The sequence below is a fragment of the Haemophilus parainfluenzae genome (assembly GCF_014931275.1).
Lineage (GTDB): Bacteria > Pseudomonadota > Gammaproteobacteria > Enterobacterales > Pasteurellaceae > Haemophilus_D.
Map to the genome: position 1 here is coordinate 1 of NZ_CP063110.1, position 14,768 is coordinate 14,768.

Here is a 14,768-nt window from a genome sequence, read left to right on the forward strand (position 1 = left end):
GTGAGCCTTTCCACCCTATGGCAAGATTGCTTATCTCAACTACAAGATCAGGTTTCCCCGATGGATCTCAGTACTTGGTTACGCCCACTACAAGCGGATGTAATCTCGCAAGATCAAGTGGTGTTATATGCGTCAAATATGTTTGTGAAAAGCTGGGTAGAAAATCATTACTTGGCTCAAATTCATCAGATTTGCCAAGCCCTTGCTAAAAATCCAAATTTACAAATTATCGTAAAAGAAGGGGTAAAACCAGCTCCAAAAGCTGTTGAACCTTCCTCAACTCAAACAGCTAATCATCAAGAAAGTGCGGTCAGTTTTCAGCAAGAATCTGATGCACCAAGCAAATTTGAATCACATCTAAATCGTAAGCATTTATTTGAAAACTTTGTTGAAGGTAAATCAAACCAACTCGCCCGTGCTGTAGGTCAAAAACTTGCTCTTGCTCCAGGTGAACCAACGGCAAACCCATTCTTTTTATATGGAGGTACAGGTTTAGGTAAAACCCACTTATTACACGCAATCGGTAATGGTATTTTAGCAAATAAACCGAATGCCCGCGTGCTTTATATCCATGCTAATAATTTTATGCAGCACATGGTAAAAGCAATGCGTGATAATAAAATGGATCAATTCAAAAAATTCTATCGTTCTCTTGATGCATTATTAGTGGATGATATTCAATTCTTCGCAGAGAAAGAAAAAACACAAGAAGAATTTTTCCATATTTTCAATAATTTATTTGAAACTGGCCGTCAAATTATTTTGACCTCTGACCGCTATCCAAAAGAAATTGAGAAAATTGAAGAACGCCTAAAATCTCGTTTCGGTTGGGGTTTAACCACTGCGATTGAACCACCGGATTTAGAAACTCGTGTTGCAATTTTGCTGAAAAAAGCAGAAGAACATAATATGGAGCTACCAGAAGAAGTGGCATTCTTTATTGCCCAACGCTTACGCACCAATGTTCGTGAATTAGAAGGCGCATTAAACCGTGTGAAAGCGATGCAAGACTTCAAAGGTGGTCACATTGATATTGATTTTGTTCGTGACACATTAAAAGATATTCTTGCCTTACAAGAACGTTTGGTAACCATTGAAAACATTCAGAAAGTCGTGGCAGAATACTATCGAATTAAAGTGGCGGATTTAAAATCGAAAAGCAGAGCAAGATCCGTCACTCGCCCACGCCAAGTTGCGATGGCATTAGCAAAAGAATTAACCAATAAAAGCTTACCGGAAATTGGTCGTGCCTTTGAACGCGACCATACGACAGTCTTAAATGCCTGCCGTGAAGTGCCAAAATTCCGTGAAAAAGACAGCAGTATTCAAGAAGATTGGGCGAATTTAATTCGCACATTATCTGCATAAGGAGCCAATGATGCAATTTAGCATTTCAAGAGAAAATCTATTAAAACCCTTACAGCAAGTTTGTGGCGTATTAAGCAATCGTCCGAATATTCCTGTATTAAATAACGTGTTATTACAAATTGAAGATAACCGTTTGACTATTACAGGTACAGACCTTGAAGTTGAGCTTTCTAGCTATACTCAACTTTCTTCTTCAACCGCGGATGGCGCGTTCACCATTCCGGCTAAAAAATTCTTAGATATTTGCCGTACATTATCAGATGAATTTGAAATTACAGTTACCTTTGAAGAAGATCGCGCCATTGTAGAATCAGGTCGCAGTAAATTTAATCTCACTACTCTGCCCGCTGAAGAATATCCAAATCTAACGGATTGGCAATCTGAAGTGGATTTTGCGTTACCGCAAAGCACCTTGCGTCGCTTAATTGAAGCCACCCAATTTTCAATGGCAAACCAGGATGCCCGCTATTTCTTAAACGGCATGAAATTTGAAACGGAAGGTAATTTATTACGTACTGTTGCAACTGATGGCCACCGTCTTGCCGTTTGTACGATCGAATTAGATCAAGATCTACAAACCCATTCAGTTATTCTCCCTCGCAAAGGTGTATTAGAACTGAATCGCTTATTAGAAAGCAGTGATGAACTTGCTCGTTTGCAAATCGGCACGAATAATCTTCGTATCCACTTAAACCATATTGTATTTACCTCAAAACTCATTGATGGTCGATTCCCGGATTACCGTCGTGTATTACCACGTAATGCAACTCGTATCGTAGAAGGAAACTGGGAAACCTTAAAACAAGCCTTTGTACGTGCTTCTATCCTTTCAAATGAACGTGTACGTAGCGTGCGTTTAAACTTAAGTGAAAACCAACTTAAAATTACCGCATCTAACCCTGAACACGAAGTAGCAGAAGAAATCGTGGATGTGAATTATCAAGGTGAAGAAATGGAAGTGGGCTTTAATGTGACTTACATTTTAGATGTATTGAACGCCTTAAAATGCCAACAAGTACGTATTCGCCTCACTGATGCGTCATCAAGCTGCTTAATTGAAAACAGCGAAGATGCAAGTGCAGAATACGTCATTATGCCAATGCGCCTCTAAGAATAATGGCCATCTCCCGCTTAATTGTTGAAAAATTTAGAAATTTAAATGCCGTGGATCTTGAATTTGATCACGGCTTTAACTTTTTAGTCGGCAATAACGGCAGCGGAAAAACGAGCTTATTAGAAGCCATTTTTTATCTCGGACATGGACGCTCTTTCAAAAGTGCGGTCGCAAATCGCATTATTTCTTACGACGAACCTCATTTCACGCTTTTTGGCCAAATTCAAGAAAGTCAGCATCAATGGTCTGTTGGCTTACAAAAACTTCGTCAAGGTAATACCATCGCAAAAATAAACGGTGAAGACGGCAATAAAATTGCCGATCTCGCTCACCTTTTACCTATGCAATTAATTACGCCTGAAGGGCTGACCCTACTAAATGGCGGACCGAGTTTTCGACGCGCATTTTTAGATTGGGGCTTATTCCACCACCATAACAGTTTTCATTCCTCTTGGGTCGCATTAAACCGTTTACTAAAACAGCGGAATGCTGCACTAAGTCAAAACCAGCCTTATTCTGCGATTAAAATTTGGGATATTGAATTAGCTAAATTAGCCCACCAAGTGAGTGATTGGCGTGCTGAATATGCAGAAGCCTTACGCCCAGAAATCGAAAAAACCTGTCAATTATTTTTACCCGAATTAGAGATTACGGTTAGCTTTCATCAAGGCTGGGAGAAAGAGACAGAATATGGTGAATTACTGGCGCAAAACTTTGAGCGAGATAAAGCCATTGGCTATACGGTTTCAGGTCCACAAAAAGCGGACTTCCGTTTTAAAGCCAATGGATTACCGGTTGAAGATGTGCTCTCTCGTGGTCAATTAAAATTATTGATGTGTGCGCTACGTTTAGCGCAAGGTGAACATTTAATGATTCAAAAACAGCGTCATTGTATCTTCCTAATTGATGACTTTGCCTCAGAGTTGGATCAACATAAACGTGCCTTGCTTGCGGAACGCTTGCAACAAAGTGGATCTCAAGTCTTTGTTACTGCCATCACTCAAGGTCAACTCAAAGAGATGCAAGTGGGAAAAGGAAAATTGTTCCAAGTGGATACCGGTAAGATCACTGAATTGCAACCATAAAAAATAATCCGATCTGTTTAAAGATCGGATTACGTTTAAAACAATGCTATTTTTGACCGCACTTTAGTTTGGTTTCCATTCGCCGTTTAATACGGTACCAATCACATCATAATCTTTTGTGAATACGGCCAAGTTAGCCACCTTACCCGCTTCAACTGAGCCTAAACGATCATCTACACCAATCGCTCTTGCAGGGTAAAGGTTACTCATGCGAATCGCCTCTGCTAATGGAATTTCTACATACTCTACAGCATTCTTAATAGACTCCATCATGGTAATTGATGCACCCGCAATCGTACCATTTGCATCGTAGCAACGACCTTCTTTTACATAAATTGGTTTTCCTACAAAAGTGAAAGTTTCCAATTCAGGTGGTGCACCTGCAGCTGCAAGAGAATCAGTTACAATGCAAAGTTTGTCACCTTTCGCTTTTTTATCTAAGCGAACATTACCAAAATTCACATGCACACCATCTACAATAATTCCCGTGTAAACATCGGAATCTAACACTGCACCAACTACACCCATTGCGCGTCCTGAACTGATCGGCGACATAGCATTGTGTAAGTGAGTAGCAAACGTTGCACCTTTATGAAAGGCAGCTTTCGCTACTTCATAAGTCGCATTAGAGTGCCCAATAGACACAATAATGCCTGCTTTCACAAAATCAGGAATATATTGCACCGTTGGGTTTTCAGCAGCAATGGTCAGTTTGGTGATGACATCCGCATTATCACATAAGAAATCTTTCATCTCTGGCGTCGCTTCACGGATATATTCCGGGCGATGTACGCCTTTTTTCTCTAAGCTCAAATAAGGGCCTTCGATGTGTAAACCAAGCGCTTGATTTTTATGCTTGTTCAAATACTCTCGCATGATACTTACTGCGCGTTTGATATCTTCATCCGGTGCGGTAATAAACGTTGGTAAGAAACTAGTACAGCCTGATTTCAAATTAGTCGCTTGCATAATTTCTAATGTTTCTACGCTTGTTTGATCGTTAAACATCACGCCACCACAGCCATTTAGTTGCAGATCAATAAAGCCCGCTGTGAGATTATGACCTTTTAAATCAATGGTTTTAATCCCACTTTCTAATTCGCTTTGTGGAATAACGGATTGAATATATTCCCCTTCAATAACCACTGCATAATCTCTTAACACTTCATTTTTGGTGTAGATTACGCTGTTAATTAATGCATACTTCATCATACCTTCCTAAAATCAAATTAAAATTAACCGCACTTATAACACACTATGAATCGCACGACCTTCCAATTCAGTAAAATATTTCACTGTTTTCACTTTTAATTCTTGCAGAGCAGGCTCATCACATACTAAAACAAAATGGCGATGGAGCTGTAAGGCACTTACCGTCCAAAGGTGATTAATACTGCCTTCTACCGCAGCTTGCACGGCTAAGGCTTTATTATGGCCTGTTGCTAAAATCATCACTTCTTCTGCATCAAGTAATGTACCCACGCCGATTGTTAAAGCATATTTTGGTACTTGATTTACATCGTTATTAAAGAAACGAGAATTCGCAATAATGGTATCTGGTGTTAAGGTTTTAATACGGGTGCGCGAACTTAAAGAAGAAGCAGGTTCGTTAAAGGCAATATGACCATCTACGCCTACGCCGCCCATAAATAAATGAATTTTACCGTAAGATTTAATTTTTTCTTCATAACGACGACATTCTTCATCATGGTCATCGGTGTTACCATTCAAAATATTGATATTTTGCGGTTGAATATCAATATGGTTGAAGAAATTATTATGCATAAAACTGTGATAGCTTTCTGGATGTTCTTTTGGCAAACCCACATATTCATCCATATTAAAGGTCACCACATGTTTAAAACTCACTTCTCCGGCTTGATTTAATTTAATCAATTCTTGATAGGTCTTAAGTGGTGTACTGCCTGTTGGTAAACCTAATACAAAAGGACGTTCTGCTGTAGGTTTAAAATGATTAATTCGATCAGCAATATGACGCGCCGCCCAACGGCTGACTTGTTGTTCATTGTTCAGAGGAATGAGACGCATAATAACCTTCCTTATCAGTACCACACTGACATTCTTTCCATCCCGCTATAGAGGGAGGAAAGAAGCAAGTGCGGTCACTTTTCCATTAATTTATAAATATTTTGCTTTTAACTCTTTCGCTTTCGCTAATTGCTCTGGTGTTGCTTTCGCTGTCATTGGCTCACGGCAATAACCTGCATCCACACCATCTAGTTTCAACAACTCTTTGATAGTGAGATATAAGCCATTCGCTAAAATGCCTTCGATAAGGTCATTGGTCACGTGTTGAACTTGAAGCGCATCAGCCAATTTACCTTGTTTGGTTAATTCAAAGATTTGTCTTGCACGCACACCGTTTACGTTGAATGTACTACCGATCGCACCATCTACACCAAGAGAGACTGCCGGCACCATCATTTCATCAAAACCAGCCCAAATGAGGTGATTTGGATAAGCTTTTTTCAAGCGTTCTAATAGATAGAAATCCCCTGCGGTAAATTTCACACCTAGCACTTTCGGGTTTTTATAAAGTTCGCCGAATTGCTCAATTCCCATATTCACGCCTGTTAAGAACGGAATTGAGTACACAATCATGTTATTGCCTGTTTCAGCAATGATCGTATCATAGTAATGTTTGATTTCAGGGAAGCTAAATTTATAGTAGAACGGGGTTACTGCAGAAAGACTGTCATAGCCTAATTCCGTTGCATATTTACCTAATTCCACTGCTTCATGTAAGTTCACACTACCCACTTGTGCGATTAGCGCGACTTGGTCTTTTGCTTCATCTTTCGCGATACGGAAAATTTGTTTTTTCTCTTCCGTAGAAAGCATGAAGTTTTCACCTGTTGAACCGCCTACATATAAACCATCAATTTTCATCTTATCAATGTTATAGCGAATAATTTCACGCAAGCCTTTTTCATTGATAGAGCCATCTTCATTGAATGATACTAATAACGCACTAAAAATACCTTTTAAGTTACGCATTTTTCTCTCCTATTTGATACGTTGTTCTAAAATGACATTTAATGTTTTTTGCTTTATTTTGACCGCACTTTCCTGTGATGCCTGTACTAATAAAGCGTAAATCAAATCTAATACGAATAATTGAGCGATCTTCGTGCCGATAGAGTCGCCTTGCAACTTGCCTTGCTTATTCCCATTCACTAAAACAAGATCGGCATATTCTGTGATGGGTGAACGCAGACTGTGCGTAATCGCAATGGTTTTGGCACCGTTTTCTTTGGCAATTTTCATGGTATGAGTCGTTTCTTGAGAATAACCGGAATGACTCAAACCAATTGCCACATCTTTTTTTGTCAATAACGATGCCTGCATATACATAAAATGGTTGTTACCTGTCGCATCCACTTGCACACCGATACGCATCAGTTTATTTTTGGCATCTTCCGCGGTAATACCGGATGTACCCACACCAAATAAGAAAACACGATTCGCTTGTTGAATGGCTTTTACTGCTTCTTCCAACTGCTCAAAATCTAATAAATTAATGGTTTCATCCATCACGTTATTGATGGCAGATTTCAGCTTATGCGCAATATTCAATGAGTTGTCAGAATCGGTAATATCTGAATCTAATACGGTGTTATCTTTGCCATCTTTTGTGGCAAGCTCGATGGATAATTCCAATTTAAAATCACTGAAACCTTTAAAGCCGAGAGTACGGCAAAAACGTACAAAGGTCGCCTCCCCCACTTCTAAATGAGCGGCAATTTCAGCTAAAGGCGCTTGCACCGCAAGATCGGGATTCAACAAAATCGCATCCGCAATTTTTTTCTCTGTTTTCGTTAAACTACGATATAACGAGCTGATGGTATTTAAAATATTGCCATTCTTAGCCATAAACCACTCCCGTATTTTTTGCTTGTAATAAGCAATCTTTTACCCAGTAAGCCGCGCCAATCAAGCCTGCATCTTGTCCAAATTGAGCACTTTCTAATTCGCAATGATAAACAGCGGGAAGTTCACTTAATAAAGATTGAACTAGCGGTAAATAACCTTCTGCCAACCCTACGCTACCGCCAACCACGACTTTTTGCATATCTAATCCAATCTTCAAATCCGCAATTAAATTTGCAATGGCTTGGGCTGAACGAGTCACAAGTGCGGTCGCTTTTTCATCATTTTGACGGAAACGCACAAAAACTTCTTTCGGATCACAAGGATCATCCCATTGAGAAGAAACCGCTTCAATGGCTCGACCTGATGCAATGGCTTCAACACAACCACGGCGACCACAGCCGCAAATTGGACCATTAGGATCAGATAAAGTATGGCCAATATGCCCAGCAATGCCGTTTGGCTCAGTAAGTAAACGATGATTTAAAATTAAACCGCCCCCTACGCCGGTTGAAACCGTAATAAAGGTAAAATTTTGAACATCATTAGGATTTTGTAATTGATACTCGGCATAGGCGGCAGCTTGCACATCATTAAGTAAACCAATCGGTTTATCAGTATGCTGTGCAATGCTATCTTTTAATGGGAATTGGGCTAATCCACCCAGGTTTTTAGGATTAAGTGCGGTCAGAATGCCTTGATTAATAATGCCCGTTGAAGCAACGGCAACATAATCAAACTGCCCTTCATATTCTTTTAACAACTGCGCAAGGGTTTGATGCATCGCTTGCGCGGCATCATCTTGTGGCGTAGAAATCTGTTTTCGCTGTTGAATTTCACCATTTTTCACTATAGCAGAAGCGATTTTCGTGCCACCAATATCTAATGCCAAACAACGCTGTAATGTCTGACCACTATCCACTGTTAATGACATATCCTCTTCCTTTATTTTTTCGCTGAATGAATGGCTTCTGTAAACCAACTTACGATATGCTCTAAGCGAGTTAATGCAGAACCTACTGTCACACAATAAGCACCAATTTCAATTGCCGTTTTCGCCAACTCAGGGGTGTTATAACGTCCTTCCGCCATGACACGGCAACCTGCTGCTTTCAAATCTTTAACCAATTGATAATCAGGCTCCTCTGGCACAGTACCACCTGTGTAGCCAGACATCGTACTGCCCACAATATCAAAACCGAGTTTTTGACAGTACAAGCCTTCTTCTAAATTCGAACAATCCGCCATGGCTAAACAGCCTAATTCGTGGATTTTTTTGACCGCACTTTCAATATCTACTGGTCTAGGGCGATTTGTCCCATCCACGGCAATAATGTCTGCACCGGCTTTCGCTAAATCTTCAATATCATGCAAAAATGGGGTAATTCGCACTGGGCTATCAGGTAAATCTCGTTTCACAATACCAATAATCGGTACATTCACAGTAGGGCGTGTTGCTTTAAGATTTTCTATGCCCTCGATACGCAATCCTGCGGCACCACCAACAACAGAAGCCTGTGCCATGGCTGCCACGATTTCTGGTTTATCCATCGGGCCGTCATCAACAGGCTGACAAGAAGCAATAAGACCAAATTTGATTTTATCTAATACTTCATTATGTGATAATTTCGACATATAAACTCCTACATTAGACAGTAACACTTGGTTTCCTTTTTGGCTTTTTGTCCATTATAGTAAAACGCAGTAAAACTTGCACCATAAAAAAATATTTTTTGAAGTACAATTTCAAAAATTGTGATCGGCTTCTCAATTTTGAGATAAAGTTACCACATTTGTACAAAATATTTTTTTTTACTTTAGAATATGAAGTAATACTTCATTACTATAAATAGGAGAAAAAAAATGAATGTGTTAGGTTATGCGCAAAAAATTGGGCAAGCCTTAATGGTACCTGTTGCTGTCTTACCAGCAGCGGCTGTACTGATGGGTATTGGTTATTGGCTTGACCCAGATGGCTGGGGAGCTAACAGTCAACTTGCTGCATTTTTAATTAAATCAGGCGGTGCTATCATCGATAACATGGGCCTGCTTTTTGCCGTTGGCGTTGCTTTCGGTTTATCTAAGGACAAACATGGTTCCGCTGCACTTTCAGGTTTAGTGGGTTACTATGTGGTAACCACTCTACTTTCACCTGGCAGCGTTGCTCAGCTACAACATATCGACGTAAGTGAAGTGCCTGCCGCCTTCGGGAAAATCAATAACCAATTTATTGGGATTTTGATCGGGGTGATTTCAGCTGAACTTTATAATCGTTTCTATCAAGTGGAATTGCCAAAAGCACTCTCCTTCTTTAGCGGAAAACGCCTTGTGCCAATCGTCGTTTCTTTTGTCATGATGTTCATCAGCTTCGTATTGCTTTACATCTGGCCATATATTTTCGGTGGTTTAGTGTCATTCGGTGAAAGCATTAAAGACTTAGGCGCTGTTGGTGCGGGTCTTTACGGTTTCTTCAACCGTTTACTCATTCCTGTTGGCTTACACCATGCATTGAACTCTGTATTCTGGTTTGACGTCGCAGGTATCAATGACATTCCAAACTTCTTAGGTGGTGCAAAATCACTTGCTGAAGGTACTGCAACGGTTGGTGTAACGGGTATGTATCAAGCCGGTTTCTTCCCTGTTATGATGTTCGGTTTACCGGGTGCAGCATTAGCGATTTATCTCAGCGCTAAACCAAGTCAAAGAACTAAAGTGGCATCAATCATGCTTGCGGGTGCATTTGCCTCATTCTTTACAGGTATCACCGAGCCATTAGAATTCTCTTTCATGTTTGTTGCACCAGTGCTTTACTTCATCCACGCGGTATTAACCGGTATTTCTGTCTTTATCGCGGCAACAATGAATTGGATCGCAGGCTTCGGTTTCAGTGCGGGTCTCGTAGATATGGTGCTTTCATCACGTAACCCATTAGCCGTTGAATGGTATATGCTAATCGTACAAGGCTTAGTATTCTTCGTAATTTACTATGCAGTATTCCGTTTTGCAATTAAAGCTTTCAACTTAAAAACATTAGGTCGTACAGAAGAAGCAGAAGAAACTACTGCCGCACAACCAGCAGCGAACCAATCTCGTGAAGAAAGAGCGGTCAAATTTATTGATGCTTTAGGTGGTGCTGATAACTTCAAAAATATTGATGCTTGTATCACTCGATTACGTTTAAGCTTAGTCGATCAACATAAAATTAATGAAGAGCAGCTTAAATCTCTTGGTGCAAAAGGTATCGTGAAAATTGGTAACGATGGCTTACAAGTGGTTCTCGGCCCTGAAGCTGAACTTGTGGCTGAAGCCATGAAACAAAAAGTGAAATAACACACACAAAATGAAATGCCGACTCAGAAATGGGTCGGTATTTTTTTGCCAAAAATAAAGTAAAAAATGACCGCACTTTAGCTGAGAATTTCTCGTTTGAAGTGAGTAAAATGAAAGTTTGAAAATTGAAGATTGTTTTGAAGGGTGGTGGAACTAAGCAGAATTGGTCTTAACAGCAAGTGGCTTACTGCATCGCATCCCTGCGGGATTTCTACCTAGCCCACCATAGATTTAAAGCATCTCTGGGGTTCCAGTCTGCGATATAAAATTAAAAGATTAAGAATCTTTTAAAAGCCACTTGTATATTCAGGAGACCAATCCTGACTTCCAAAGAAACTACATTGGAAGGCAGTGTTATGATAGAAGTCTTCTGCTATTTTGTCAATTAAGATATTGCACTAGAAGAAGTATTTTTTCGCTTTTCGTATAAAAATTAACAAAGTCATTTCAACTATCACATCAATGTAACAAAAACAAAATAACCGTCTTATTAAAGACGGTTATTTTTGCTATCGAGTGCCGTAAACCACAATGGTTTTACCGTGCGCATGAATTAGATTTTGATCTTCCAGCATCTTAATTATTCGCCCTACGGTTTCACGTGAACAGCCCACCATTTGACCAATTTCCTGACGAGTAATTTTAATCTGCATGCCATCCGGATGAGTCATGGCTTCAGGTTGTTTTGCTAGATGCATAAGCGCCTGAGCAATACGCCCCGCCACATCCAAAAAGGCCAGGTTAGTCACTTGTCGAGATGTATTTTGCAAGCGTTTTGATAACTGAGAAGTAAGGAACATTAAAATCTCAGGATTAATTTGAATAAGCTGACGATATTTTTTATAAGAAATTTCTGCAATTTCACAAGGGGTTTTCGTTTTTACCCAAGCAGAACGTTTCGAGCCTTCATCAAATAAACCCGCTTCACCAAAAAATTGTCCAGCACCTAAATAAGATAAAATCATCTCTTTGCCTTCATCATCTTTTGATGAAACCATCACCGTTCCTTTAATTAAGAAATATAAAATATTGGCATCTTCCCCTGCGTGGATTAAGGTCGATTTTGCAGGATATTTATGCAAATGACAGTGAGTTAGGAACCAATCCAGAGCAGGATCGCGTTGCTGATCATCGTCTTGTAACTTTTGTTCTTCAAGTAATTCTACATCTTCTGACATATAAGCTCCTATTGATTCATTTTAGAAATTCCATTTTATCTTTTATATCAATGGATTCATGTAATTCTGACCAAACAATCACTGCACTTCCATTATGAATCTTGTTTAGTAGGTGTTGTTTTTTTTGTTCTAAAGAAAATTCGTGTGAACCATAATCGGTACCTTCTCTAAGTACCACACTTTCCACAATATTTTCTAAGGTTTCTGTTGGCAATTCTTGCCACGGAATAATCATATATTTATCAACTAAAGTCAATTAAGCAAAAAGCGGTTCAAGAAAACGCCATTGCTGTTCAAAACTTTGATTTGCGCCTAAACGGAAGTTTGTGCGGACATAACGCATAAACTGCCCTTCACAAAGGGTCACTAAATGCCCCGCAATAATGCGTTCATCAACGTTAAAACCCCGCCCCTCACGTAATTTTCGCATTTGTAAAATATTCACAAATTGCATTTCAAGACGATCGAAAAATTGCGCGACACGAGCCTGTAAAAGAGGCTCTTCAAACATCAAGGCATGTCCGGTCAAAATACGTGTCAAGCCAGGATTTTTACGCGCAAAGTCGAGGATCATCTGCATAATGTCGCGCACTCGATTCATCGTATTGGTTTCGTTACGAATCGATGTGGTGATACGGCTAAATAAATTCGCTTCAATATTATCGATCAAGGCTTCAAACATTTTAGTTTTACTTGGGAAGTAACGATAAAGTGCCGCTTCTGACACTCCTACTTCTTCCGCTAAACGCGCTGTTGTCATACGCTCCATTCCCCGTTCAGAATGCAACATATGGGTAAGCACCGTCAACACTTGTTGCCGACGTTCTTTTACCGTGCGTTTTTCGATTTTTGGCGGTTTGATTTCCGCCGCAATCTCATCAACTTCTACGAGAGATAATTGTTCTACCATAGTTTATTTTTTACCTGAATGACCAAAACCGCCATCACCGCGTTCAGTTTCGGTAAATTCGCTGACAATATTGAATTCCGCTTGTACTACTGGCACAAAGACTAATTGCGCAATACGGTCACCAACTTCAATTTTGAACGGTTCATGACCACGATTCCATACCGACACCATTAATGGACCTTGGTAATCTGAATCAATTAAGCCCACCAAGTTACCTAAAACGATACCGTGTTTATGACCTAAACCCGAACGAGGCAGAATCACTGCTGCAAGGTTCGGATCGGCAATATAAATTGAAAGGCCTGTTGGGATAAGTTTGGTTTCGCCTGGTTGAATTTCAATGCCTTCTTCAAGCAATGCACGTAAATCCAAACCTGCTGAACCTTCGGTTGCATAAGTTGGTAAAGGAAATTCGTTGCCAATACGGCTATCTAAAATTTTTACATCAATTTTTTTCATGCTTATTTATCCTTTAAAAGAAATCTGTCATACATCTGTCATACAAAAGTGCGGTCACAAAATCCAACGAATTTTGAACGTATTTTATTTGTGATAATGCTCAACAATTTCGGTGACCAACACTTCTGCCAATTTGTTTTTATCAGCTAACGGCAACGCTTTTTCGCCTGTTTTCCAAAAGATCTGCAAGGCATTTTGATCTTGTCCGAATACTTGCCCACCCGATACATCATTAGCACAAATCATATCTAAATTTTTGCGTTGAAGTTTGCTCTTCGCATATTCAGCGACATTTTGTGTTTCAGCTGCAAAGCCCACAACAAATGGACGATTTTTTTCTAAACTTGCCACACTAGCGATAATATCTGGATTTTTCACCAATTTAAGAGAAAGCTCATCGTTATCATTGGTTTTCTTAATTTTTTGACCAGCGACTTCCGCCACTCGATAATCAGCCACAGCGGCACAGCCAATAAAGATGCGATTTTTGACCGCACTTTCAAGGGAGGCTTGCCACATTTCATAGGCGGTTGTCACATCAATACGATGAACATTTTTCGGTGTAGCCAGATTAACAGGCCCCGCAATTAAGATGACATTTGCCCCACGTTTTGCAAAAGCCTCGGCAATTGCAAAGCCCATTTTACCTGAGCTGTGATTAGAAATATAACGAACCGGATCGATAGCTTCACGCGTCGGACCAGCTGTAATAGTGACACTTAAATCGACTAAATCTTGTTGGATAGCAAAAAGTGATTGAAGTGATTCGAAAATTTCAGCAGGCTCAGACATTCTGCCTGCGCCCACATCACCACAAGCTTGAAAGCCACTATTTGGCCCCACAAAATGAATACCTCGCGCAGAAAGGGCGGTCAAATTTTGTTGTGTAATCGCCTGGCGGTACATTTGCTGATTCATAGCCGGTGCGAGCAAAATAGGTGCACTTGTCGCGAGACAAATCGTACTGAGTAAATCATTTGCCATTCCAACGGTTAAACGCGCAATAAAATCGGCGCTAGCCGGCGCAATCACAATCGCATCGGCCCATTTGGCCAGCTCAATATGCCCCATGGCTAATTCAGCTTGAGGATCAAGTAAAGATTGAGAAACCGCATTACCCGAAATGGCTTGTAGCGTTAAAGGTGTGACAAATTCAGCGGCGGCTGGCGTTAAAGCCACTCGAACTTCTGCGTTAGATTTGCGTAATAAACGAATAAACTCAATGGTTTTATAGGCGGCAATGCCTCCTGTAATCCCGACAACAATACGCTTTCCGCTCAAGCTCATTTGCTACTCCGCTGCAACTTAATAGAATGGATATGTTTTGTGTGTTAGTACTTAACAACTTAAGGTCGCCTATTTTACTTCAAATTTCGCCAATAAAAAATTTTATTTTTGCGATCTCGATTTCAAAAATAAAACTAGTTTCTCGC

15 protein-coding genes are annotated in these 14,768 nt (G+C 40.1%); 4 read left to right on the forward strand and 11 right to left on the reverse strand.

Annotated features, from left to right (window positions below):
- Genes dnaA through recF form a run of 3 tightly spaced genes read left to right on the forward strand, consistent with a single transcriptional unit; the run spans position 1 to position 3,567 of the window.
- Positions 1-1,368 carry a chromosomal replication initiator protein DnaA gene (gene dnaA / locus INQ00_RS00005; RefSeq protein WP_197546924.1) on the forward strand — a complete coding sequence of 456 codons (1,368 nt, stop codon included), beginning with the start codon at positions 1-3 and terminating at the stop codon, positions 1,366-1,368.
- 10 nt (positions 1,369-1,378) lie between these two features.
- Positions 1,379-2,479 (forward strand): DNA polymerase III subunit beta, encoded by a 1,101-nt coding sequence (gene dnaN, locus INQ00_RS00010; protein ID WP_014064018.1) that lies wholly within the window; start codon positions 1,379-1,381, stop codon positions 2,477-2,479.
- 5 nt (positions 2,480-2,484) lie between these two features.
- The gene (gene recF / locus INQ00_RS00015; protein ID WP_014064019.1) at positions 2,485-3,567 is read left to right on the forward strand and encodes a DNA replication/repair protein RecF; all 1,083 of its coding nucleotides are present in this window, start codon (positions 2,485-2,487) and stop codon (positions 3,565-3,567) included.
- Between the two features lie 63 nt (positions 3,568-3,630).
- Here the strand turns inward: recF and nagA are convergent, their stop codons facing one another.
- The 6 genes from nagA to INQ00_RS00045 form a co-directional block, all read right to left on the reverse strand.
- Positions 3,631-4,776 carry an N-acetylglucosamine-6-phosphate deacetylase gene (nagA, locus tag INQ00_RS00020; RefSeq protein WP_197547478.1) on the reverse strand — a complete coding sequence of 382 codons (1,146 nt, stop codon included), beginning with the start codon at positions 4,774-4,776 and terminating at the stop codon, positions 3,631-3,633.
- A 36-nt stretch (positions 4,777-4,812) separates the two neighbouring features.
- The gene (nagB, locus tag INQ00_RS00025) at positions 4,813-5,616 is read right to left on the reverse strand and encodes a glucosamine-6-phosphate deaminase (protein ID WP_197546925.1); all 804 of its coding nucleotides are present in this window, start codon (positions 5,614-5,616) and stop codon (positions 4,813-4,815) included.
- A gap of 90 nt (positions 5,617-5,706) precedes the next feature.
- Complete coding sequence (nanA, locus tag INQ00_RS00030) at positions 5,707-6,585, reverse strand: N-acetylneuraminate lyase (RefSeq protein WP_005695560.1); 879 nt, start codon at positions 6,583-6,585, stop codon at positions 5,707-5,709.
- Between the two features lie 9 nt (positions 6,586-6,594).
- Positions 6,595-7,461, reverse strand: coding sequence for a MurR/RpiR family transcriptional regulator (locus tag INQ00_RS00035; protein ID WP_005698439.1), 867 nt, complete (start codon positions 7,459-7,461; stop codon positions 6,595-6,597).
- Positions 7,454-8,392 carry an N-acetylmannosamine kinase gene (locus tag INQ00_RS00040; RefSeq protein ID WP_197546926.1) on the reverse strand — a complete coding sequence of 313 codons (939 nt, stop codon included), beginning with the start codon at positions 8,390-8,392 and terminating at the stop codon, positions 7,454-7,456. The genes INQ00_RS00035 and INQ00_RS00040 overlap by 8 nt, the downstream gene beginning before the upstream one ends.
- A gap of 11 nt (positions 8,393-8,403) precedes the next feature.
- Positions 8,404-9,093, reverse strand: coding sequence for an N-acetylmannosamine-6-phosphate 2-epimerase (locus INQ00_RS00045; RefSeq protein WP_197546927.1), 690 nt, complete (start codon positions 9,091-9,093; stop codon positions 8,404-8,406).
- Between the two features lie 228 nt (positions 9,094-9,321).
- Between INQ00_RS00045 and nagE the strand changes: the two genes are divergently transcribed.
- A complete protein-coding gene (gene nagE / locus INQ00_RS00050; RefSeq protein ID WP_197546928.1) occupies positions 9,322-10,788 on the forward strand; it encodes an N-acetylglucosamine-specific PTS transporter subunit IIBC in 1,467 nt (488 codons plus the stop codon).
- 509 nt (positions 10,789-11,297) lie between these two features.
- On the opposite strand, the gene crp is transcribed toward nagE, so the two are convergent.
- The 5 genes from crp to coaBC all read right to left on the reverse strand — a co-directional run bounded on the left by crp (position 11,298) and on the right by coaBC (position 14,622).
- Positions 11,298-11,966, reverse strand: a complete 669-nt coding sequence (crp, locus tag INQ00_RS00055) for a cAMP-activated global transcriptional regulator CRP (RefSeq protein ID WP_014064026.1) — start codon at positions 11,964-11,966, stop codon at positions 11,298-11,300.
- 16 nt (positions 11,967-11,982) lie between these two features.
- Positions 11,983-12,201 (reverse strand): YheU family protein, encoded by a 219-nt coding sequence (locus INQ00_RS00060; RefSeq protein ID WP_005695554.1) that lies wholly within the window; start codon positions 12,199-12,201, stop codon positions 11,983-11,985.
- Positions 12,202-12,222: 21 nt separating this feature from the next.
- Positions 12,223-12,876 (reverse strand): nucleoid occlusion factor SlmA, encoded by a 654-nt coding sequence (gene slmA / locus INQ00_RS00065; protein ID WP_005698358.1) that lies wholly within the window; start codon positions 12,874-12,876, stop codon positions 12,223-12,225.
- 3 nt (positions 12,877-12,879) lie between these two features.
- Positions 12,880-13,335, reverse strand: coding sequence for a dUTP diphosphatase (dut, locus tag INQ00_RS00070; protein ID WP_197546929.1), 456 nt, complete (start codon positions 13,333-13,335; stop codon positions 12,880-12,882).
- Positions 13,336-13,419: 84 nt separating this feature from the next.
- Complete coding sequence (coaBC, locus tag INQ00_RS00075; protein ID WP_197546930.1) at positions 13,420-14,622, reverse strand: bifunctional phosphopantothenoylcysteine decarboxylase/phosphopantothenate--cysteine ligase CoaBC; 1,203 nt, start codon at positions 14,620-14,622, stop codon at positions 13,420-13,422.
- Positions 14,623-14,768: the final 146 nt, after the last annotated feature.

Coding starts and splice junctions, on each gene's coding strand:
- slmA (WP_005698358.1), bottom strand. CDS start 12,876: ATGGTAGAACAATTATCTCTCGTAGAAGTTGATGAGATTGCGGCGGAA.
- recF (WP_014064019.1), top strand. CDS start 2,485: ATGGCCATCTCCCGCTTAATTGTTGAAAAATTTAGAAATTTAAATGCC.
- nagE (WP_197546928.1), top strand. CDS start 9,322: ATGAATGTGTTAGGTTATGCGCAAAAAATTGGGCAAGCCTTAATGGTA.
- nagB (WP_197546925.1), bottom strand. CDS start 5,616: ATGCGTCTCATTCCTCTGAACAATGAACAACAAGTCAGCCGTTGGGCG.
- INQ00_RS00060 (WP_005695554.1), bottom strand. CDS start 12,201: ATGATTATTCCGTGGCAAGAATTGCCAACAGAAACCTTAGAAAATATT.
- dut (WP_197546929.1), bottom strand. CDS start 13,335: ATGAAAAAAATTGATGTAAAAATTTTAGATAGCCGTATTGGCAACGAA.
- INQ00_RS00040 (WP_197546926.1), bottom strand. CDS start 8,392: ATGTCATTAACAGTGGATAGTGGTCAGACATTACAGCGTTGTTTGGCA.
- crp (WP_014064026.1), bottom strand. CDS start 11,966: ATGTCAGAAGATGTAGAATTACTTGAAGAACAAAAGTTACAAGACGAT.
- coaBC (WP_197546930.1), bottom strand. CDS start 14,622: ATGAGCTTGAGCGGAAAGCGTATTGTTGTCGGGATTACAGGAGGCATT.
- nagA (WP_197547478.1), bottom strand. CDS start 4,776: ATGAAGTATGCATTAATTAACAGCGTAATCTACACCAAAAATGAAGTG.
- INQ00_RS00045 (WP_197546927.1), bottom strand. CDS start 9,093: ATGTCGAAATTATCACATAATGAAGTATTAGATAAAATCAAATTTGGT.
- dnaN (WP_014064018.1), top strand. CDS start 1,379: ATGCAATTTAGCATTTCAAGAGAAAATCTATTAAAACCCTTACAGCAA.
- nanA (WP_005695560.1), bottom strand. CDS start 6,585: ATGCGTAACTTAAAAGGTATTTTTAGTGCGTTATTAGTATCATTCAAT.
- INQ00_RS00035 (WP_005698439.1), bottom strand. CDS start 7,461: ATGGCTAAGAATGGCAATATTTTAAATACCATCAGCTCGTTATATCGT.